Annotated in this window: 15 protein-coding genes; 8 read left to right on the plus strand and 7 right to left on the minus strand. The window is 65.1% G+C overall.

Annotated elements, in window-relative coordinates; genetic code table 11:
- Positions 1-2: 2 nt before the first annotated feature.
- The 5 genes from ACEN9F_RS01565 to ACEN9F_RS01585 form a co-directional block, all read right to left on the minus strand.
- Positions 3-1,442: a catalase gene (locus tag ACEN9F_RS01565; protein WP_413417145.1), complete on the minus strand. Its 1,440-nt coding sequence runs from the start codon at positions 1,440-1,442 to the stop codon at positions 3-5.
- Between the two features lie 76 nt (positions 1,443-1,518).
- Complete coding sequence (locus tag ACEN9F_RS01570) at positions 1,519-2,844, minus strand: chloride channel protein (RefSeq protein ID WP_413417147.1); 1,326 nt, start codon at positions 2,842-2,844, stop codon at positions 1,519-1,521.
- 64 nt (positions 2,845-2,908) lie between these two features.
- Positions 2,909-3,442, minus strand: a complete 534-nt coding sequence (gene pal / locus ACEN9F_RS01575; protein ID WP_413417149.1) for a peptidoglycan-associated lipoprotein Pal — start codon at positions 3,440-3,442, stop codon at positions 2,909-2,911.
- A gap of 125 nt (positions 3,443-3,567) precedes the next feature.
- Complete coding sequence (locus ACEN9F_RS01580; protein ID WP_413417151.1) at positions 3,568-5,763, minus strand: UvrD-helicase domain-containing protein; 2,196 nt, start codon at positions 5,761-5,763, stop codon at positions 3,568-3,570.
- Between the two features lie 29 nt (positions 5,764-5,792).
- Positions 5,793-6,926, minus strand: a complete 1,134-nt coding sequence (locus tag ACEN9F_RS01585; protein ID WP_413417153.1) for a LacI family DNA-binding transcriptional regulator — start codon at positions 6,924-6,926, stop codon at positions 5,793-5,795.
- A gap of 171 nt (positions 6,927-7,097) precedes the next feature.
- Here ACEN9F_RS01585 and ACEN9F_RS01590 point away from each other — a divergent pair, with 171 nt between their 5' ends.
- The 3 genes from ACEN9F_RS01590 (at position 7,098) to ACEN9F_RS01600 (ending at position 10,294) form a co-directional block, all read left to right on the plus strand.
- The gene (locus tag ACEN9F_RS01590; RefSeq protein ID WP_413417155.1) at positions 7,098-8,348 is read left to right on the plus strand and encodes an Hsp70 family protein; all 1,251 of its coding nucleotides are present in this window, start codon (positions 7,098-7,100) and stop codon (positions 8,346-8,348) included.
- Between the two features lie 8 nt (positions 8,349-8,356).
- The gene (locus tag ACEN9F_RS01595) at positions 8,357-8,977 is read left to right on the plus strand and encodes a PolC-type DNA polymerase III (protein ID WP_413417157.1); all 621 of its coding nucleotides are present in this window, start codon (positions 8,357-8,359) and stop codon (positions 8,975-8,977) included.
- 105 nt (positions 8,978-9,082) lie between these two features.
- The gene (locus tag ACEN9F_RS01600) at positions 9,083-10,294 is read left to right on the plus strand and encodes a tetratricopeptide repeat protein (protein ID WP_413417159.1); all 1,212 of its coding nucleotides are present in this window, start codon (positions 9,083-9,085) and stop codon (positions 10,292-10,294) included.
- Between the two features lies 1 nt (position 10,295).
- Here the strand turns inward: ACEN9F_RS01600 and ACEN9F_RS01605 are convergent, their stop codons facing one another.
- Positions 10,296-12,050, minus strand: a complete 1,755-nt coding sequence (locus tag ACEN9F_RS01605) for a GGDEF domain-containing protein (RefSeq protein ID WP_413426934.1) — start codon at positions 12,048-12,050, stop codon at positions 10,296-10,298.
- 224 nt (positions 12,051-12,274) lie between these two features.
- Here ACEN9F_RS01605 and ACEN9F_RS01610 point away from each other — a divergent pair, with 224 nt between their 5' ends.
- Both ACEN9F_RS01610 and ACEN9F_RS01615 read left to right on the plus strand, forming a co-directional pair.
- Positions 12,275-12,913 (plus strand): methylamine utilization protein, encoded by a 639-nt coding sequence (locus ACEN9F_RS01610; protein WP_413417161.1) that lies wholly within the window; start codon positions 12,275-12,277, stop codon positions 12,911-12,913.
- A gap of 15 nt (positions 12,914-12,928) precedes the next feature.
- Positions 12,929-15,337, plus strand: coding sequence for an EAL domain-containing protein (locus ACEN9F_RS01615; RefSeq protein ID WP_413417163.1), 2,409 nt, complete (start codon positions 12,929-12,931; stop codon positions 15,335-15,337).
- A gap of 6 nt (positions 15,338-15,343) precedes the next feature.
- Here the strand turns inward: ACEN9F_RS01615 and ACEN9F_RS01620 are convergent, their stop codons facing one another.
- Entirely contained in the window at positions 15,344-15,769 is a 426-nt protein-coding gene (locus ACEN9F_RS01620; RefSeq protein ID WP_413417165.1) for a DUF4019 domain-containing protein, read from the minus strand.
- A 264-nt stretch (positions 15,770-16,033) separates the two neighbouring features.
- Here ACEN9F_RS01620 and ACEN9F_RS01625 point away from each other — a divergent pair, with 264 nt between their 5' ends.
- The 3 genes from ACEN9F_RS01625 (at position 16,034) to ACEN9F_RS01635 (ending at position 21,877) form a co-directional block, all read left to right on the plus strand.
- A complete protein-coding gene (locus ACEN9F_RS01625) occupies positions 16,034-17,110 on the plus strand; it encodes a DUF5694 domain-containing protein (protein ID WP_413417167.1) in 1,077 nt (358 codons plus the stop codon).
- A 103-nt stretch (positions 17,111-17,213) separates the two neighbouring features.
- The gene (locus tag ACEN9F_RS01630; RefSeq protein WP_413417169.1) at positions 17,214-19,382 is read left to right on the plus strand and encodes a prolyl oligopeptidase family serine peptidase; all 2,169 of its coding nucleotides are present in this window, start codon (positions 17,214-17,216) and stop codon (positions 19,380-19,382) included.
- On the plus strand, positions 19,379-21,877 hold the full coding sequence (locus ACEN9F_RS01635) for a zinc-dependent metalloprotease (protein WP_413417171.1): 2,499 nt from the start codon (positions 19,379-19,381) through the stop codon (positions 21,875-21,877). Before ACEN9F_RS01630 ends, ACEN9F_RS01635 begins: the two co-directional genes overlap by 4 nt.
- The last annotated feature ends 38 nt before the right edge of the window (positions 21,878-21,915 follow it).

Below are 21,915 nucleotides of genomic sequence, written 5' to 3' on the forward strand. Positions count from 1 at the left end.
GCTTACTTGGCTTCGAGTGCGGCGATCGCCGCGGCCACGCCGGCGCCGTAGGCCGGATCGGCCTGCGTACAGTTGGCTATGTGACGCTGCTGCACCGGTTTCGAGACGCCGTTGATCGCGCGCGCCGTGTTCTCGAACAGCAGCTGCTTCTTCTCCGCCGTCAGCAGCCGGAACAGATTGCCCGGCTGCGAGTAGTAGTCGGTGTCGACGCGATGATCCCAGTGGCCGGCCGCGCCTTCCAGCGACAGCGGTGGTTCGGCGAACTGCGGCTGCTGCTGCCATTCGCCGCGGCTGTTCGGTTCATACGAGGTACCGCCGCCGTGATTGCCGTCGACCCGCATGGCGCCGTCGCGGTGGTAGCTGTGGAACGGGCATTTCGGCGCGTTGACCGGAATCGAGTGATGGTTGACGCCCAGGCGGTAGCGCGCCGCGTCGCCATACGAGAACAAACGCGATTGCAGCATCTTGTCCGGCGAGAAGCTCACGCCCGGCACCACGTTGGCCGGCGAGAAGGCCGACTGCTCGACTTCCGCGAAGTAGTTTTCAGGATTGCGGTTCAATTCCAGCACGCCGACGTCGATCAGCGGATAGTCCTTGTGCGGCCAGATCTTGGTCAGGTCGAACGGGTTGTACGGCACCTTGGACGCTTCGTTCTCCGGCATGATCTGCACCGCCAGTTTCCAGCGCGGGAAGTTCTTCGCTTCGATGGCGTCGAACAGGTCGCGCTGCGAGCTTTCGCGGTCGCGGCCCACCACTTCGGTGGCTTCGGCGTCGCTGAAGTTCTCGATGCCCTGCTGGCAGACGAAGTGGAACTTGACCCAGAAGCGCTCGTTGCCCGGGCTGATGAAGCTGAAGGTGTGGCTGCCGAAGCCGTGCATGTGGCGGTAGCCCTTCGGGATGCCGCGATCGCTCATGACGATGGTGATCTGGTGCAGCGCCTCCGGCAGCAGGGTCCAGAAGTCCCAGTTGTTCTCGGCGCTGCGCAGGTTGGTCTTCGGATCGCGCTTGACGACGTGGTTCAGGTCCGGGAACTTGAGCGGGTCGCGGAAGAAGAACACCGGCGTGTTGTTGCCCACCACGTCCCAGTTGCCTTGCTCGGTGTAGAACTTGACGGCGAAGCCGCGGATGTCGCGTTCCGCGTCGGCCGCGCCGCGTTCGCCGGCGACGGTGGAGAAACGCATGAAGATGTCGGTCTGCTTGCCCACTTCCGAGAACAGCGCCGCGCGCGTGTACTTGCTGATGTCGTGGGTGACGGTGAAGGTGCCGAAGGCGCCTGAGCCCTTGGCGTGCATGCGGCGTTCCGGGATCACTTCGCGCGCGAAGTGGGCCAGCTTTTCCAGGTGCCAGACATCCTGCAGCAGTACCGGGCCGTGCGGGCCTGCGGTTTGGGTGTTTTGGTTGTCGACGACCGGTGCGCCGGCGGCGGTAGTGAGGTTTTTCATAGAACTTCCTTCAGCTGATTTGGGGATGAATGGAAACTTCCAGCATAACGACTACAACGCGATTTCGCCGCTCTCTTTAGGGGGAGCTCGCCGGCGGCAGGCGGGATAATTGTGCCTGAGCCAGGGTCGCGTACAACGGTGGACTCAGGACATGCGAAACGGTACGCGCCACCAGCGCACAGGCCATCAGGCTGAGCACCATGGCGTGGCCGTCGACCATTTCCATAACGATAATAAACGAAGTCAACGGCGCTTGGGTAACTGCTGCCAGGAAACCGACCATGCCCAGCGCGATCAGCGCGCTGGCATTGGGATAGCCAAGTACCTGGCCGATATCGTTGCCCAGCGCGGCGCCGATCGACAGCGATGGCGCGAAGATGCCGGCCGGCACGCCGGACCATGAGGTCAGCCAGGTGGCGATCAGCTTGAACAGGAAGAAGATGGCCGGCGAGTGGTCGGCGCCGGCCAGCATGTCGCGCGTGTGGCTGTAGCTGCTGCCAAAGATAGCGCCGCCGGACAGCAGGCCCAGCACCGCGACGCCCAGGCCGCAGGCGGCGGCGAACAGCACCGGACGGCGCAGGCGCACGCGGCTGAACCAGTCGCGTGGCGGGCCGCTCAGCGAGGCGATCAGCAGGCGCGAGAACAGGCCGCCGGCCAGTCCGCAGGCCAGCGCCACCATCAGCCCCGGCAGCACCAGCGACAGGTCGACGCCCTGCGCGTGGATCAGGCCGAAATAAGTGGCGTTGCCGTTGATGGACACGGCGATCAGGCCGGCCAGCACGATGGCGGCCATCAGCAGGCCGCTGCTGCGCTGCTCGGGAGTGCGCGACAGCTCCTCGATGGCGAACATGACGCCGGCCAGCGGCGTGTTGAAGGCGGCCGCGATGCCGGCCGCGCCGCCCGCCACCAACAGGCCGTGGGTGGAGACGGCGGAGCGCTCGGGCAGCCAGCGGCGCGCGGTCAGCATGACGCCGGCGGCAACCTGCACCGACGGGCCTTCGCGTCCCAGCGACAGGCCTGCCAGCAGGCCCCAGGTGGTCAGCGCGACTTTGTAGGCGCTCAGGCGCAGGGAGACGAACAGGCTTTGCTGGGCGGGGCCGACGGCGGGCTCGAGCGCGGCCATGACTTGCGGTATGCCGGAGCCGCTGGCGCCGGCGGCGTAGCGGCGCGTCATCCAGACAATGGCGGCGGTGCAGAGCGGCGTCCACAGCAGCGGCGACCACCAATAGTGGCGATACATGTCGCTGAACAGCTCGAAGGTCCATTCGGAGACGGCGGTAAAGCCCACCACGCTCAGGCCGGCCAGGATGGCGAAGGCCACCACCAGCCCGCGCGTGATCCACACGCGCCAATCGCTGAACTCGTTGCGGAAGGCACTGCGGATATTGTGTTTGCTATTCATCGATGCTGAATCCGGCCGCACAAACAAAAACGCCCGGCTTGCGGCCGGGCGTCGATGACTTCAATTACTTGCTTGGGTAGGCCAGGTCGGCGCGACGGTTCTGGGCGCGCGATGCGTCGTCGGTACCGTTGGCTTTTGGCTTTTCCTTGCCGTAGCTGATGGCTTCCAGCTGGGATTCCTTGACGCCTTGCACTTTCAGTGCGGCGACAACCGCCTGGGCGCGCTTCTGGCCCAGGGCCAGGTTGTACTCGGCGCTGCCGCGGTCATCGGTGTTGCCTTCGACTTTGATGGCGACGTTCGGGTTGGCGGACAGGAACTTGGCGTGGTCGGCGATCACCAGGTCAGCGTCCGAACGGACGGTGTACTTGTCGAAGTCGAAGTAGACGCTACGGTTTTTGTAGATCGAGCTGTTTGGGTCCAGGTACGCTGGCAGGGCCGCGGCGACCGGCGCGGCGACCGGCGCGGCGACTGGCGCCGGTGCCGGTGCTGGCGCAGGAGCTGGGGCCGGTGCCGGCGCAACGACTGGAGCCGGGGTCGAGCAGGCGCTCAGCAGGGCTACGGTGCAGGCTGCCAGCAGGAAATGGGTTTTTGCTTTCATCGAAAATACTCCCGAATTGGTATTTTGTTATGGGGACACACAAGGGTGTTGGCTGTCAGCCAGCCGCGAGCGATATTATATAAGGGTTTCCCTTGTAAATATTGGCGCGATGCATCATTTTCGCATTATTTTTTTAGCCAAGCTGCAAAAGGGGCCAGATCCTTGCCTGCTTCCACGTACCAGGCGCGGCGCGCGATGTCGAATTGCGCCCCCAGCGCCTTGACCTGTTCCTTTTCGTGGAAGCCCGCGTCCAGGTATCGGCGCGCCGAGGCGGCGGCCGGCGCGGCCCTGGCGGCCATGGCCTGCTGCTGGTTGCGGCCGATGGCGGCGTCGGCGGCGGCGGCCGATTTCGACAGCCGCATCTGGGTGATGAAGCCGCTGCGCAGGGCGGCGTCGGACGGCGACAGCAAGGTCAGGCGCGCGCGGGTGCGGGTGGCGGCCACATAGAACAGGTTTTCCTCGTCGCGCTTGGGCTGCTGCGGATGGGGGAATTCGCCGGTTTGCAAAAACGGCAGGATCACATGGTCGAATTCCTTGCCCTTGGCGTTGGCCACGCATTCGATCAGCACCGCCTTGCGGTCGCGCTTGCGGCGCGTGAAGGCTTCGCGGGCGTTCATCGCGGTCCAGAAGTCGCGCAGGCTCTGGCCGGAGGCGGCAGCCGCTTCCAGCAGGCCTTCCACCGATTTGTTGACCACGCCCGCCTCGTAGGGGCGCACGAAGATGCGGCGGGCGGTCGCCACCAGCTTGACGCGCTCGCACAGCGCGGCCAGCACTTCGGCCGCCGGCGTGGCGGGATCGAGCGCGGACAGCCAGCCGATGGCGTCGATCACGGCGCGCTTGGTGGCCTGGCTGGCGACCTCGCGATAGCCGGGCCGCTCGCCGTCGCGCCGCTCTTCATCCTCCAGCAGGAACAGTTCGCCCAGCAGCGCCGGATCCTTGACGATCTGCGTCTTGAAGTTGTCCAGCCGGCGCGGCGCGAACTTCATTTCGCTGAAGGCGATCATGGCGTCGACGACGGCGCCGCGCACCTGCTCGGATTTGACGGCGGCAAAATCCTTCAGGCCGATGGCCAGCAGGCCGCGCAGGAACAGGATCTCGTCGCGCTGCAGATAGCCGGCCATGACCGGCGTGCGGTAGTCGATGTCGGCGTCGATCAGGGCGTTTTCGATGGCCATCGATTGGTGGCGGTCGCGGATCAGGATGGCGCAGCCGTCCAGCGGATAGCCGTCGGCCTTCCATTGCCTCACCGCCGCCACCGCCTGTTGCGCGCACTGGGCGGCGCTGTCGTAGTGGGCGTGCAGGATTTCGGTGCGCAGCGGCAGGCTCGATTCGACCGGCTTTTGCTTGAACTCGGCCATCGCGTAAGCCAGGTGCGGGCCGTGGCGGTAGCTGTAGGTCAGCGGGTAGCGCGCCAGCTTGGGATAGCGTTCGGCGAAGCGGCGGTTCAGGTATTCCTCGCTGGCGCCCAGCTTGGCGTGGATCACCTGGTCCTTGTCGCCGGCGCCGACGAAGAAGCATTGCGGACGGCTGACCAGCGCGTCGAGGATGCGGAAAGCGGCTTCGTTCAAGTCGTGCAGCTCGTCGCACAGCACCAGCCGGTAGTCGAGGAACTGTTCGGCCAGGCGGGCGCCGGCGTCCAGGTTGCAGGCCAGGTCGTAGGTGGCGTCGAACGGGCCGCGGAACACGGCGCCGGCGCCGCCGTCCAGGCGCAGGGTTTCGTATTCCACCGTGGTGATGTAGTCGTTCAGCGGCACGCCCAGCAGTTCGCTGATTTCCTCCAGGCCCATGTACTCGACGTCGGCGGCCAGCGCCATCGTCGCCTTCAGCCCCAGCTGCGCATCGAGGAATTGCGCCAGCGCGATGCTGTGGGTGTTCAGTTCCATGCCGTCCAGCCGGCCGGCATGGCGTTCGCCGGCGCGGTCGACCGCTGCCAGCGCGTACTCCTTGAGCTGGCGCGCTTCGTCGCAGACGCGCACGTTGTCGCCGTCGCCGGGATCGAGCTGCTCGCGCGCGAAGTCCTCGAAGGTCAGCACGGCGATGCGCGCCACCAGCGCGGCCGGCACGCCGATGTCGATCAGGCGCTGGCGCAGCACGTCGCGCGCTTCCGGCGTGAAGGTCAGCGCCAGGATGGCTTCCGGCGGCAGCTTGCGCGCCAGCGCCTCGCCGATACGGATCGCCAGCGTGGTGGTCTTGGCGGCGCCGGCGTTGGCGTCGATCAGCACGACCTTGTTCTGCGCCAGTTGAATGGCGGTCTGTTCAGCGGTCGGGATCAGGCCTTGCGGAGTGAAGCGCGGGAGATTGGGAGCTTGGGCGGCGGTCATGCCGCATTATATCCGTTACATGCTATCCGCTACATGACGGCGACCGGCACGCGCAGGCCGGCGGCGGCGGCCGGCGCGCTGCTAGCGGCCGGCGTCAGGCGCGCGGTCGCGCCTTCGATGAACTGGGCGCTGAACACGCGCCGCTCGGCCTCGTTGCTGTTGCCGCTCTGGCTGTCGATGACGGCGCACAGCAGGTCGGCGGCCGAGGCGGCCATCTTCGGCATCGGCTGGCGCAGCGTGGTCAGGTTGTAGCTGAGCCAGTTGGACGGCTCGACCGCGTCGAAGCCGGCCACCGACAGCTGGCCCGGGACGTCGATGCCCAGCTCGTGGCGCGCGTAGTCGAGGCAGCCGATCGCCATGACGTCGCTGCCGCAGATGATGGCGTCGGGCACGCCGCCCAGTTGTTCGATGATGGCCTTGAGGCCGGCCGCGCCGCTGCGGTAGTCGTATTCGCCCGGCACCACGATGGGCGGCGGCAGGCCCAGTTCGGCGATGCGCTCGCAGGCGCCGCGGCGGCGTTCGCTGGCGACGCTGGAATCCTCGGTGCCGGCGATGATGCCGAACTGGCGGTGGCCGGCGGCGGCCAGGCGCGAGGCCAGCATGCGGCCGGTTTCGTGATGGTCGCAGGTGACGGTGTTGACCGACTGGTCGCGCAGCGTGCGGTTGAACAGCACCAGCGGCATGCTGCGGCGCTTGAATTCGGCGATGTGCTCGTCGGACAGGCGGGCGGCGGCGATCACGCCGTCGACCTGGAATTGCCAGACGTCGGTCAGCACGCGGTCGGCGTCGGCTTCGCGCGCCAGCGTGAACAGCAGCACGCGCTTGCCGCGCGCCGTGATCTGATGGCTCAGCTCGGCCAGCAGTTCCGGGTAGTACAGGTTGGCCTGGTTGGTGACGATCAGCGCGATCATGTTCGAGCGGCGCGTGATCAGGCTGCGCGCGGCGGCGTTCGGGATGTAGTCGAGCAGGACCGCCGCTTTCATCACCCGCGCGTAGGTGGCCGGGGAGACGCTGGCGCCGGGCTTGAAGCAGCGCGACACGGCCGATTGCGACACGCCGGCCACCAGCGCCACGTCATACGAGGTGACCCGGCGGTTTTCGTGGGCGATCAAGGCTTTGTGTTCGGCGGCGCAGCGTTCGACTGTCGGCTTGTGATTGGTCATTGTCTCGGGTGTACTGATTGTTGACTCAGCATAAATAAAAACTTACTCAATGGCAATAAATATCGTCTTTCTGGTAAGAAATATCGCCTGCCTTGTGGCTATGCTGCAATTTTCACTGTCGAGGCGCTTTTTCTGATAGCATAACGCCCCTTTATTACGTGAAGGGTCGACATGGCCATTGCTTGCGGCGTCGATTTTGGCACGTCTAATTCCACCGTCGGCTGGGTGCGTCCCGGCCAGCCGGTGATGCTGGGACTGGAGGACGGCAAGACCACCTTGCCGTCGGTCGTCTTCTTCAATGCGGACGACGAGGAAGTCACCTTCGGACGTGCGGCGCTGGCCGAATATCTGGCCGGTTATGAGGGGCGCTTGATGCGCTCCATGAAGAGTTTGCTCGGGACCAGTCTGATCGACGGTCAGACCGAGGTGGGCGGCCGCGCGCTGCCGTTTCGCCAGCTGCTGTCGCAGTTCATCGGCGAGGTCAAGCGCCGCGCCGAGCAATCGGCCGGGCGCGAATTCACCTCGGCGGTGTTCGGCCGTCCCGTCTATTTCATCGACGACAACAAGGAAAACGACCGGCAGGCCGAGGACACGCTGGCCGAAGTGGCCCGTGCGGTCGGCTTCAAGGAGATCGCTTTCCAGTTCGAGCCGATCGCCGCGGCGTTCGATTATGAGTCACAGATCGACCGCGAAGAGCTGGTGCTGATCGCCGACATCGGCGGCGGCACCTCGGACTTCTCGCTGGTGCGGCTGTCGCCGGAACGGGCGAAAAAGGCCGAGCGCCGCGACGACATCCTGGCCAACGGCGGCGTCCACATCGGCGGCACCGACTTCGATAAATACCTGAGCCTGTCCTCGGTGATGCCGCTGCTGGGCTACGGCAGCCGGCTGCGCAACAACAGCGAGGTGCCGTCCAGTTACTTCTTCAACCTGGCGACCTGGCACACCATCAACCAGGCCTATACCAAGAAGATGTGGACCCAGCTGTCCGACCTGCTGCGCGATTCGGCCGAGCAGGAAAAGCTGGGCCGCCTGCAAAAGCTGATCGACCAGCGCGCCGGCCACTGGCTGGCGATGAAGGTGGAAGAGGGCAAGATCGCGCTGTCGGACGCCCCCAAGGTGCGGCTGGAGCTGGACCGGCTGTCGCCGGCGGTGACGCTGGAGCTGGACCGCGCGCAGTTCGACGGCGCCATAGTCCACCTGGTCGGCTCGATCGAAACCACCGTGCTGAACCTGCTGCGCGACGCCGGCGTCGCCGCGGCCGACGTCGACACGGTATTCTTCACCGGCGGCTCCAGCGGCGTGCGCATGCTGCGCGAGCGCATCGGCGCCTTGCTGCCGGCCGCGCGCAAGGTCGAGGGCGACCTGTTCGGCAGTATCGGCGCCGGCCTGGCGCTGGATGCCGTCCGTAAATTTGGCTAAAAGGAAATATGCTCGATAAATCGATCGTCATGCTGGACTTCGAGACCACCGGACTGTCGCCCGACATGGGCGACCGCATCACCGAGGTGGCGGCGCTGCGCATCGCCGGCGGCAAGGTGGTCGAGCGCTATGTGTCGCTGATTAATTGCAATGTGCGGATTCCATCCTTCATCACCGGCCTGACCGGCATCACGCAGGCGATGGTGGACGGCGCGCCGCCGGTCTCGCGGGTGGTGCCGGAGTTGCTGGACTTCATAGGCGGCGACGCGCTGTCGGCGCACAACGCCAGCTTCGACGAGAAATTCCTGCGCGCCGAGGCCGCGCGGCTGAACCTGACGCCCGGCCACAGCGCGCTGGTGTGCTCGCTCAAGCTGTCGCGCCGCGTGTTCCCGCAGTTGTCGAGCTACAAGCTGGGCAACCTGTCGGGCGAGCTGGGCATCAAATTCCGCAGCGCGGCCCACCGGGCCGAGTCCGATGCGGAGGTGGCGGCCGAGGTGCTGATCCATATCGGCCGGCACATCCGTTCGACCTACAATATCGCCGCCGTCGACCCGGCCTTGCTGGTGTCGGTCAACAAACTTGCGGCCGCCAAGGTCCACCAGTTCCTGCAAAAGCAGTCGCAACTGTAAAACGATAACATTTCATCATCACTCATTTGAGCCCGGTCAAACGGCATAACGGGCCGCGTTTTACACTTTAACCAACAATGTGACAACGTTGGCCAGGGGTGTACCGTGAAGAATCAGAGCTCAGCCAGGGATGGCTATGACAGTTATCTGTGGTACCGGGAAGCCGCCGAGCGCGGCAACGCCTATGCCCAATTCAACCTGGGCCTGGTCTATAAAAAAGGCCAGGGCGTGGCGCGCGACGAAACCCAGGCTTGCTACTGGATGAACAAGGCAGCCCAGCAGGGGTTGGCCTTTGCCCAGAACCACCTGGGCGCGATGTACTACAACGGCCGCGGCGTGGCCAACAACGACAAGGAAGCCGTGCGCTGGTTTCGCAGCGCCGCCCAGCAGGGCGACGCCTCGGCGCAGCAGAATCTCGGGCAGATGTACCGCAAGGGGCGCGGCGTCAAGCGCAGCGACGAGATCGCCTTGTCCTGGTTCTACCGCGCCGCCGAGCAGGGACTGGCCAGCGCCCAGACCCTGCTGGGTGAAGCCTATGTGCACGGCATGGGCGTGCGCCGCAACTTTCCGCTGGCGTTGGCCTGGTTCCGCAAGGCCGCGCTGCAAAACGACGCCAGCGCCCAACTCAATCTAGGACTGATGTACAAGCACGGCAACGGCGTGCCGCGCAGCGACGGCCAGGCGCTGGCCTGGTTCCGGCAGGCGGCGGCGCAGGGCGACCCGGTGGCGCAGCGGCTGGTCGGCGTCGCCTATGCGGAGGGCCTGGGGGTGGCGGCCGACCAGCTGCGTGCCTACGCCTGGCTGTCGCGCGCGGCCGAGCAGGAGGACGCCGACGCGCAGTTCAACCTCGGCATCATGCTGGCCAACGGCAAGGGCGTGGACCGCGACGACGAGCTGGCCTTCACCTGGTACCGGCGCGCGGCCGAGTCCGGCCACATGCTGGCGCAGTACAACCTGGGCGGCATGTATGCGCGCGGACGCGGCGTGGCGCGCGACGAGCGCCGCGCGCTGGAGTGGTACCGGATGGCGGCCGAGCAGGGCGCGCCGAACGCGCAGTTCAATGTCGGCGTGATGTACGCCAACGGCCACGGCGTGCCCAGGGACGAGGCGCGGGCCGTGGCCTGGTACCGCTGCGCCGCCGAGCAGGGCGACGCCAGCGCGCAAAACAACCTCGGGGTGATGTACGCCAACGGCGTCGGCGTGGGGCGGGACGATGCGCAGGCGGCGGACTGGTACCGCAAGGCCGCCGCCCAGGGCCATGCGCTGGCCCAGTGCAACCTGGACGGCATGGTGCGCAGCGGCCGCACCGCCGCCTGAATCAGGCGCCCTGCTGGCGGCGGTCGATGAACAGGCTGTTGCCGTGGATTTTCTTGGCTTGCTTCTTGGATTCGGCGGCCGCCGTGGCGATCTGGTGGTGGGTGTAGTACTGGTGCGGCTCGACCCGGATCGCGCCGATCGACAGGCTCATCAACGAGTAAAACACTTTTTTCCCTTGCCGGTCCTCGCTGATGTAGCCGCCGCGCTCGCGGTCGTCGATGCTGTAGAAATCCTGCACATTCTGCTCGAACTCGGCCAGCACCGCCTCGCAACGCTGCTCCCAATCCTCGCTCTGGAACAGGACCATGAAATCGTCGCCGCCGATATGGCCGACGAAATCGCGGTTGGCGTCGCAGTGGCTGGTGAGGATCTTGCCGGTCAGCTGGATCACGTCGTCGCCGCGCCGGTAGCCGTAGACATCGTTGAACGGCTTGAAGTGGTCGAGATCGAAATAGCCGACCCAGAAGCGCGTGCCGGACGCCAGCAGGCGGTCGATATGCTCGTTGATCGGCACGTTGCCCGGCAGCTGGGTCAGCGGATTGGCGTAGCGGGCGGCGTTGATCTGCATCTGCGTGATCTCGCGCATCAGGTCGTGGCCGGTGCCCATGCCCAGGTAGCGGCCCTGGTCGGTGATGATGAAGCCGTTGAACAGGTGGTGGGCGTCGGCCTGCACCATGCGGAAGCTCAGGTCCTGCAGGCTGGTGTCCTTGTCGGCGATCAGCGGATTGCGGTCCATGAACTGCTTGCACGACTTCTTGCCGTACAGCTCGCGCTGGTAGGGGCGCGCGAAGTGGTCGATCATGTCGAAGCGGCTGATCAGGCCCAGCGGCACATCATCGTCGACCACCGGGATGATCAGCAGCTTGGGCTCACGCAGGAAGATCTCGTAGACCTCGTTGTTGTTCATGCTGGACGGCACCGCCGTCACCTCGTTCAGCAGCTTGAAGATGCTGGCCACATGGTTCTCCGCACCGCGCTGGGGATAGACGGCCACGCCGTTGCGGGCCAGCGCCTTGACCACTTCGGCCGGCGCGGCACGGGCCGGCACCGGATGCGGGCGGCCGAGATGGTAGCCCTGGCCGCAGGCGACGCCGACGTCGCGCAGCACCAGCAGCTCGGCCTGCGTCTCGATGCCTTCGGCGATCACCAGCGTGTTGGATTTTTCGGCGATCTCCTGGATCGAGCGCACGAATTGCAGTTTCACCGGGTCATGATTGATGCCCTGGATGAAGTGCATGTCGATCTTGACGTATTCCGGCCGCAGCTCCGACCACAGCCGCAGGCTGGAAAAGCCTTCGCCCAGGTCGTCGATGGCGATCTGGAAACCCATGGTGCGGTAGTGCAGCACCGCTTCGCGCATCAGGTCATAGTCGTAGGTCGGCTGGTTTTCGGTCAGCTCGATGATGACGCGCTCCGGATTGATGCCGATCTGGTGGATGTATTCCAGCGTCTCGCCGTGGCGGGCGTCGCGCTGCAGCAGGCATTCCGGGCTGACGTTGAGGAACAGCTTGCCCGGCAGCTCCAGCTCGGCGAAGCGCTCCAGCACCACCTTGCGGCACAAGTGCTCGACCTGCACCGTCAAGCCGTTGGCGCGCGCCACCTTGAACAGATTCATCGGCGCGTGCAGCGGGCTGTCGGACGGGCCGCGTATCAGGCCCTCGTAGGCGATGATGTCGCCGGTCTGCATGTGGATGATGGGCTGGAATAGCGCACTCAGCTGTCGCCGGGCGATAATCTCGTGCAAATGCGCGCGCAGCACGGCATCCTCGTCCTCTTCGCGCGGCTTGAGGTAGGTGACGTTGGCGCCGGGGGCGGCGAGGAGTGCGGTATTCACGGTGTGCGCTTTGCCAAATATCGGTTTAACTGTACGATCCTAGTATTGTTTTATGACAGCATGATGAATTTGGGAAACTTTTTGTCATAGACAAGCGCTACAATATGCCGTCAGTATTCCTGGTCTTTCCATATAAAAGAGTTCCTATGCGCCGTCATGCCAGCCGTCTCGTCTTCTGTCTGTTCTCGCTGGGCGCCGCCGGCGCCGGTGCGACCGGTATCGCCGTGCAGGTGCAGGACGCCACCGGCAAGGTCTTGCCCGATACCGTCATCTATGTGGAGCCGGAAGGCGGCGTCGCCGCGGGCAAGGGGCCGGCCGCCGCCGAGATCGAGCAGAGGGGCTTGAAGTTCATGCCGCTGGTGACCGTGGTGCAGACCGGCGCCAAGATCAACTTCCCGAACAACGACAAGGTGCGCCACCACATCTATTCGTTCTCGCCGGCGCACAAGTTCGACCAGAAGTTGTATTCCGGCCAGTCGGCCGCGCCGCAGGTGTTCGATAAAGCGGGCACGGTTGTACTCGGTTGTAATATCCATGACAAAATGCTGGCATACGTCAAAGTGGTCGACACCCCTTATTTCGCCAAGACCGACGGCGCCGGCGCGGCCCGCATCGAACTGCCGGCCGGCGGCAAGTATGTGGTCAGGGCCTGGCACTACAACACCGTCGGCGGCGCCACGCCGGAACAGGTGTTGACGGTGAAGGCGGGCGAGCCGTTGGCGACGGCCGTGTTCAAGCTGCCGATGAAGGCAGCGGCGGCCGGCGACGCCTCCTCCACTCTTTAAAAGGGTAGCTTCAGCATGCGCATGCGTTTTCGCAGCCTCGAAAGCCGGATCGTCACGCTGTTCCTGGTGCTGATCGTCGCCGTGCAGGTGGTCGGCCTGCTGGTGATCCAGCGCGGCATCGACAACAATGCGCGGCTGGCCATCAGCAGCGAATTGAATAACGGCTCCAAGGTATTCCGCCGCCTGCTGGACCAGAACGCCCAGAGCCTGCGCTTCGGCGCGCGCCTGCTGGCGCGCGACACCGCCTTCCTGGCGGCCATCGGCAACAACGAAGAGGGCGACCGCGCCACCATCGAATCGGCGCTGGTCAACAGCGGCCGCCGCATCAAGGCCTCGCTGACGATGCTGATCAATTCCGAGCGCAAGATCAGCGTCTCGACCAACAACGGCCAGTCGGCCGGGCTGGAAAAAATGGTCACCAGCATGCTGGACCAGGCCGAGGCCGACGACGGCGCCAACGGCATCGCCATCGTCGACCATCGTCCTTACCAGATCGTGGTCATGCCGATCAAGGCGCCGATCACCATCGGCTGGATCGTCATGGCCTTCCCGATCGACCGCCAGTTGGCCAACGACATGCGCGAAATCAGCTCGCTGCAGACCTCCGTGTTGACGCGCGACCAGCAAGGCAGGTGGCTGGCGGTGGGCTCGACTTTTGTCGGCCCGTCCGCGCAAACCGTGGTCGAGCAGCTGCAAGCCTTGCCGTCCTTGCCCGCCGGCCCCTTCGACATGACGGTGGAAACCGCCAAGTACAGCGCGCGCCTGATGTCGATCGGCGCGGACAACGGCCAGACCGCCAGCGTGCTGCTGGCGCGCTCGATCGACGAAGCCACCGCCGAATACACGCGGCTGGAGCGCTGGCTGATCGGCCTGACGCTGGCCGGCATCTTCGTTTCCGCGCTGGCCATCGTGTTCACCGCCAAGCGCATCGCGCAGCCGATCAGCGAGTTGGCCGACACCGCCAAGCGCCTGGAGCAGGGCGACTACAAGGGCCAGATCGACACCAGCCGCGAGGACGAGATCGGCGCGCTGGCGCATGCTTTCGACGCCATGCGCGAAGGCATCGCCAAGCGCGAACAGGAAATCCGCCGCCTGGCGTACTGGGACACGCTGACCAACCTGCCGAACCGCGCGCAGTTCGTGCTGCTGCTGGACGACGCGCTGCTCGACGCCCGCAAGCGCGAGGAATCCGTGTTCGTGCTGATGATGGACCTGGACCGATTCAAGCACGTCAACGACGTCATGGGCCTGAGCTTCGGCGACGCGCTGCTGCGCCAGGTGGCCGGCCGCTTGCAGCTGCTGCTGGCCAACCGCCGCCAATCGTCGGCGCAGGTGGCGCGCCTGGGCGGCGACGAATTCGCCGTGCTGCTGCCGGCTTCCGACCTCGATGCCGCGCGGCGCATGGCCGACGAGATCCTGCAGGCGCTGGAGACGCCGCTGTCGCTGGAAGACCAGATGGTCGACATCGGCGCGGGCCTCGGCATCGCCGGCTATCCGGAGCACGGCGCCGATGGCGAGACCTTGCTCAGCATGGCCGAGGTGGCGATGTACGCCGCCAAGCAGCGCAACGACGGCGCCGTGGTGTACGACACGGCGATGGACAAATCCAGCGAGAAGAGCCTGTCGCTGTTGACGGAGCTGCGCAACGCCATCGAGCGCAACGAGTTCCGTCTGCACGTGCAACCCAAGATCATGCTCGATACCGGCAAGGTGGTGGGCATGGAATCGCTGGTGCGCTGGGTGCATCCGGAGCGCGGCAACGTGTTCCCCGACGAGTTCATTCCATTCGCCGAGCAGACCGGCTTTATCCGCGTGCTGACGCGCTGGGTGATGGAAAAGTCGGCCGAGCTGTGTCAGGAGCTGGCGGGCAAGGGTTATCACTTGAAGGTGTCGGTCAACCTGTCGACGCGCGACTTGCTGGACCAGGACCTGCCGGCCAAGTTCGCCGACCTGCTGGTGCGCCACAAGCTCAGCCCCGGCTCGTTCTGCCTGGAGATCACCGAGAGCGCGATCATGGACGATCCGGTGCGCGCGCAGCACACGCTGGAGCGCCTGAGCGCGATGGGTGTCGACCTGTCGATCGACGACTTCGGCACCGGCTACTCGTCGCTGGCCTACCTGAAGCGGCTGCCGGTGAATGAACTGAAGATCGACAAGTCCTTCGTGCTGAATATGGAGAACGATGACGGCGACACCAAGATCGTGCGCTCCACCATCGACCTTGGCCACAACATGGGCCTGCGCGTGGTGGCCGAGGGCATCGAGAGCGAAGCCGTGTGGCGCCTGCTGGCCAAGATGGGCTGCGACCAGGGCCAGGGCTACTTCATGAGCCGTCCGATTCCCGGCGACCAGCTGATTCCCTGGCTGGAAAAATGGCAAGCGCCGGTCGCCATCGCCGCGAGCGCCGACAGCGCCGTCGCCTGATGATGTTTATGGCTTGTCGTTGTTGAATGTGTAGCCCGACACGCGCCACACACCGTCCGCCTCATGCACCACAGTGACGGTTTCACGCACACTAGCGCTTTTCGTATAGCTGGATACATACTCGAACGAGACCGGCCCGAACTTGCCGGCGAAACCTGGCTTGACCTGGGCAGCCTTGAACGCGCGCGATTTGACCTCACCCAGTATCAGATGAGTCCCGCCGGCGACCGTAGTCCAGGCAAACTTGGACATGTCTTTGCGTATGCCCTCCGAGCTGCTGTTCCAAGCGGCGGCATACTCTTCAGTGTCCATTAACTTCATCCACCGATCGGTAGCTGCGCGCGCATCGGCGACATCTTGGTCGCCTTGGGCCAATGCCGTGAAACTGGTCAGCAAGGATGCGGCCAGGATGATAGAGGACAGGAATTTCATATGGGCTCTCCGGGGAAATTGAACTTGGGCCTATGTTATCTAAAACAAGGGTGTCAGTGCCGACATTCGGACATGTAGTGAACTTTTGGGTATGAAAAAGTTCCCCGGATGTCCGAATGTCGGCACTGACACCGGTTTTGCGGTTCCGGCCTATCCGGACAATTTGCATTTCGTCTAGCCAAATCTGCGGTGCGTCGCATGATATTTCGAACAATATCGTTGCCGGTTTAAGCTGCCGGGATTCCATTGATATCAGGAGGCCACATGCATCGCTTGTTCGCCGGCATTTTTGTCGCGGCCGTCTTTTGCGGCCCAGTGTTCGCCGCTGAATCCAGTACCCCGGAATTTACGCCAGGCGCGTTCAAGCTGCAGCGGGGGCAGTCGAACCAGGTGCTGGTGCTCGGTACGCCGCACCTGTCGCAACTGCCGAAGTCATTCGATCCGGCCAATCTGAGCATGCTGCTGGACCGCCTGGCGGACTGGCAGCCGCAGGCGATCACGATCGAGGCGCTGTCCGGGTTGCAGTGTGCGTCCCTGCGCAGCTATCCGGAGCGCTACGACGATACGATCAAGTCCTATTGCTGGGATCCCGCGCCGGCCAAAACTGCAACCGGCCTGGACGTGCCTGCCGCGACCGCGCAGGCTGAGCGCCTGTTGTCCGCCTGGCCGGCAGCGCCGTCGCCCGCCCAGCGGCGCAAGCTGGCGTCGTTGTTCCTGGCCGCCGGCGAACCCGCTTCCGCGACGGTGCAATGGCTGCGCCTGCCGGCCGAGGAGCGCAAGGCCGGCGACGGCCTGAACGCGCGCCTGGTGGAAATCCTGACTGCGCTGCCGCGGAAGCGCAATGAGGATTATCTGATCGCGGTGGCGCTGGCCGTCAGAAGCGGGCACGAACGGGTCTATCCTATGGACGACCACACGTCGGACGCACCCGTCTCCGATGAAAAGGCCTATGGCGATGCGATCATGAAGGCGTGGGACAACCCATACACGGCGGAGCGCAAGCGAATGAGCGACGATCTGGCCAGTCGCCTGGATACCCCGGCGAATGTGATTGCCATGTATCGTGCCCATAACGCCGCCGGCGCCGCCGAACAAGCCTTCCGCAGCGACTTTGGCGCGGCGCTTGAGGAGCCGTCGCCCCAGCATTTCGGCCGCGGCTACGTCGGCTATTGGGAGACGCGCAATCTGCGGATGGCGTCGAATATACGCGACGTGATGACCACGCGCCCGGGCATCCGCGTGCTGGTGATTGTCGGCGCCTCCCATAAAGGCTATCTGGAAGCCTATTTGAACCAAATGCACGACCTGCGCGTCATCAGCACGAACAACATATTGCGTTAGACGTCTTCTAACATTTCATATTTGTTAAAAAGCAAGTTATCATTTATAGCATCGCCCGTCGTGGTACGGGCTCCGACTACTCCTCGATTACACGGATACTCGCATGAAGCAACTGAAACGCGCGGCCCTGGCTGCCGCTGTCCTGCTGGCACACGGCGCCATGGCGCAAACCTGCAACGTCGCCGGCCCCGGACTGACCTATCCCGTCACCCGCACCGTCGACCAGAGCGACGATTATCACGGCGTCAAGGTGGCCGACCCGTATCGCTGGCTGGAGGACGCCAACAGCGCCGAGACCGGCGACTGGGTGCAGGCGCAGAACAAGCTGACGCAAAGCTATCTGTCGCAGATTCCCGGCCGCGAGGCGATCAAGTCGCGCCTGACCAAGCTGTGGAACTACGAGCGCTTCAGCGTGCCGTTCAAGGAAGGCGGCCGCTATTTCTACAGCCGCAACGACGGCCTGCAAAACCAGGCGGTGCTGTACACCATGAAGACGCTGGCCGACGTGCCGCGCCTGCTGCTCGATCCGAACACGCTGGCCGCCGACGGCACCGTGGCGCTGGCCGGCCTAGCCGTCAGCCCGAACGGCAAGCACCTGGCCTACAGCACCGCCGCTTCCGGCTCCGACTGGAACGAGATCAAGGTGCGCGACATCGAGAGCGGCAAGGACACCACCGACCATATCAAGTGGGTCAAGTTCTCCAGCACGGCGTGGCTGCACGACGGCTCCGGCTTCTTCTACAGCCGCTACGACGAGCCGAAGGAAGCGACCAAGCTGGCCGACGTCAACTACTTCCAGAAACTGTACTTCCATAAGCTCGGCACGCCGCAAAGCGCCGACGCGCTGGTCTACGACCGTCCGGACCACAAGGACTGGGGCTTCAGCGCCGAGGTGACCGAGGACGGCCACTACCTGGTCATCACCGCATCGCAGGGCACGGAAAACAAGGACCGCATCTTCTACAAGGACCTGAGCCGCAAGGACGGCAAGGTGGTCGGCCTGCTGGAGGATTTCGACTCGGCCTATAACTTCATCGGCAACGACGGTCCGGTGTTCTGGTTCCGCACCGAGCGCAACGCGCCGCGCGGCCGCATCATCAGCATCGACACGCGCAAGCCGGCGGTGCTAAACTGGAAGCAGATCGTGCCGGAGAGCGGCGATACCATGGTGTCGGCGTCCGTCGTCAACAGCCAGCTGATCGTGGATTACCTGAGCGATGCACACAGCCTGGTCAAGGTGTTCGACCTGAAAGGCAAGCCGCTGCACGACATCGAACTGCCAGGCCTGGGCACGGCCGGTGGCTTCAGCGGCAAGCGTTCGGACAGCGAGACCTTCTACTCGTACACCAGCTTCACCTCGCCGACCACGATCTACCGCTACGACCTGAAGGCCAACAAGAGCAGCGTGTATCGCCAGCCGAAGGTGGAGTTCGATCCCAATGCGTTTGAAACCCGCCAGCAGTTCTTCACCTCGCGCGACGGCACCAAGGTACCGATGTTCATCGTCGCCAAAAAAGGCCTGAAGCTGGATGGCGCCAATCCGACGTATTTGTACGGCTACGGCGGCTTCAATGTCTCGCTGACGCCGTCGTTCTCGGTGGCCAACCTGGCGTGGCTGGAAATGGGCGGCGTCTACGTGATGGCCAACCTGCGCGGCGGCGGCGAGTACGGCGAAGCGTGGCACGAGTCGGGCACCAAGCTGCAAAAGCAGAACGTGTTCGACGATTTCATCGGCGCGGCCGAATGGCTGATCGAGCACAAGGTGACGTCGCCGGCCAAGCTGTCCATCGGCGGCGGCAGCAACGGCGGCCTGCTGGTCGGCGCGGCGATGACGCAGCGTCCGGAGTTGTTCGCGGCGGCGATCCCGCAGGTGGGCGTGATGGACATGCTGCGCTTCCATAAATTCACCATCGGCTGGGCATGGACCTCGGACTATGGTTCGTCCGACAATGCCGAGGAATTCAAGGCGCTGGTCAAGTACTCGCCGCTGCATAACCTGAAGAAGGGCACCTGCTACCCGGCCACCATGATCACCACCGCCGATCACGACGACCGCGTGGTGCCGGCGCACAGCTTCAAGTTCGCCGCGACCGCGCAGGCCGACCAGGCGCCGGGCGGCGCACCCATCCTGATCCGCATCGACAGCAAGGCGGGCCACGGCGCCGGCAAGCCGACCACCAAGCAGATCGAGGAAGTGGCGGATCGCTGGGGCTTCCTGTCGCGGGCGCTGAAGATGGATGGCGCTGCCGCCAAGGCGGCGGGCCAGCAATGAGGGCCGCGCCAGCCGCCGGGCCGCTGCTGCTTGCCCTGTTGATGTCCGGTGCGGCGCCGTTGGCGCCGGCGGCCGACAGTGCGGCGCCGTCCGCGTCTGGCGCACCCGCAGTCAAGCAGATCGCCGATGTCACGCGCGGCCTGCAGCCGCAGCCGGGCTTCATCGACGTCTGGCGCGACACCGGCAAGGGCAGGGTGCTGCTGTCGGTCGCCGCGCTGGAGCAACCGTTCCTGTTAGTGAGTTCCCTGCCATACGCGCTGGGCTCGAATGATGTCGGCCTCGATCGCGGCCAGCCCGGCGAGATGCGCATGGTTCATTTTGAAAAGCACGGCGCCAGGCTGTTCCTGGTGCAGGACAACACGGCCTATATCGCCGCCTCGGCCGACAGCGACGAGCGCGCCGCCGTCAAGGAATCGTTTGCCGGTTCGGTGCTGTGGTCGGGTGAGATTCTCGCCAGCGACAAGGACCGCCATCTGGTCGACTTCTCCAGTTTCCTGCTGGCCGACCGTCACGGCGTGGCCGCGCGCCTGGCAGCCGCCAAGCAGGGCGCGTATGCGGTCGATCCGGCGCGCAGCGCGGTGCTGGCCGACCAGGCCAAGGCCTTCCCCGACAACGTCGAGCTGGAGGCGATGCTGACCTTCGCGGGACCGGGGCAGGCGGACTACGTGCGCCAGGTCGCGCCGGAAGCGGCCAGCCTGTCGATGCGACAGCGTATCAGCATGGTGCGCCTGCCGCAGATCGCGGAGCAGGGCGGCTGGCGTCCGCGTACTTATCATCCGTATTCCGGCGGCTTCGACGTCAGCTACTTCGATTTCGCCACGCCGCTGGCCAGCAGCATCGACGTGCACTGGCAGGTGCGGCATCGCCTGGAAAAGACCGACCCGGCGGCGGCCGTCAGCACCGTCAAGAAGCCGATCGTCTACTACGTCGACCGCGGCGCGCCGGAGCCGGTGCGCTCGGCGCTGATCGCCGGCGCGTCCTGGTGGGCCAGCGCCTTCGAGAAGGCCGGCTTCAAGGACGCCTACCGCGTCGAGCTGCTGCCCGAGGGCGTCGACGCGATGGATATCCGCTACAACGTGATCCACTGGGTACACCGCGCCACGCGTGGCTGGTCCTACGGGAACGCGCTGACCGATCCGCGCACCGGCCAGATCCTGCGCGGCGCCGTCACGCTGGGATCGCAGCGCGTGCGGCAGGACATCCTGATCGCCGAAAGCCTGCTGGCGCCCTATGGCAAGGACGCGCCGGCCGACAAGCAAAAGCTGGCGGAGGAAATGGCGTTGGCGCGCCTGCGGCAACTGGCCGCGCACGAAGTCGGCCACACGCTGGGCTTCGCGCACAACTTCGCCGCCAGCCGCATGGGCAATGGCTCGGTGATGGACTATCCGCACCCCATCCTCAAGCTGAACGCCAAGAGCGAGGTCGACCTGGCCAATGCCTATGGCGTCGGTGTCGGCGCGTGGGACGACTACATCGTCAAGTACATCTACGGCGATTTCGGCGGCGGCGCGCAGGAGCAGGCCGCGCTGGCCAGGCTGCGCGGCGATGCGCGCGCCGCCGGCATGCTGTACTCCAGCGACCAGGACGACCGCTCGCCGGGCGCCAGCCATCCCGACGGCCTGCTGTGGGACTTCGGCCCGGATTCGATCAAGACCTGGGACCAGCTGGGCGCCGTGCGCCAGCGCGCGCTGCAAACCTTCTCGCCGGACGTGCTGCCGGACGCGCGCCAGATCGGCGAACTGGAGGCGCGGCTGGTGCCGGTCTACCTGCTGCAGCGCTACCAGGGCGAGGCATTGGCGCGCCTGATCGGCGGCGGCGACTTCGACTACGCCAGCAGCGGCGACGTCAAGGCAGGCGTCGTCAAGGCCGGCATCAGGGCCACGCCGGCCGCCGTCCAGCGCCAGGCGCTGAACCGCCTGGCCGACAGCCTGCGCGCGGAATACCTGGCGCTGCCGGCCAACGTGCTGGATATCCTGACGCCGCCGGCGATGGGCCATGAGCGCAGCCGCGAATACTTCGCCACCCGCATGGAGTCGGTGTTCGACGCCTTCTCGATCGCCGAGGCGGGCGCCGCCCAGACCACCGGCTTCCTGCTGGACGCCGGCCGCATCAACCGCCTGGCGTGGCAGCATGCGCGCGACCCGCTGCAGCCCGGCGTGCGGGAAGTGCTGTCGCTGCTGCTGCAGAAAACCTGGCGCCGCGAACCCGTGCCGGCCTCCGTCATCGGCGGCGAGGCGGTGCAGCTGGCGGCCAACTGGGTCGTCTCCGACGGCCTGTTGAGCCTGCTCGACGGCGGCAAGCTGCATCCGCAGGTGGATGCGGAAGTGCGGCGGTCTCTGCGTGAATTGTTACATTGGATCCAAAAAAATCCGGGAAAAGACATTATTTTTGACAGCAGAAAACAGGTTTCCGAGCACATTTCAGCCTACCTGAATGACCCGCGCAGCGTGAAGCTGCGGGGCTTGCCGCTGGTTCCGCCAGGTGCGCCCATTTGACATCTAAACTAATTCGATAATTTAAAGAACTTGGCATA

It is taken from the genome of Duganella sp. CT11-25, assembly GCF_047302815.1.
GTDB lineage: Bacteria > Pseudomonadota > Gammaproteobacteria > Burkholderiales > Burkholderiaceae_D > Rugamonas.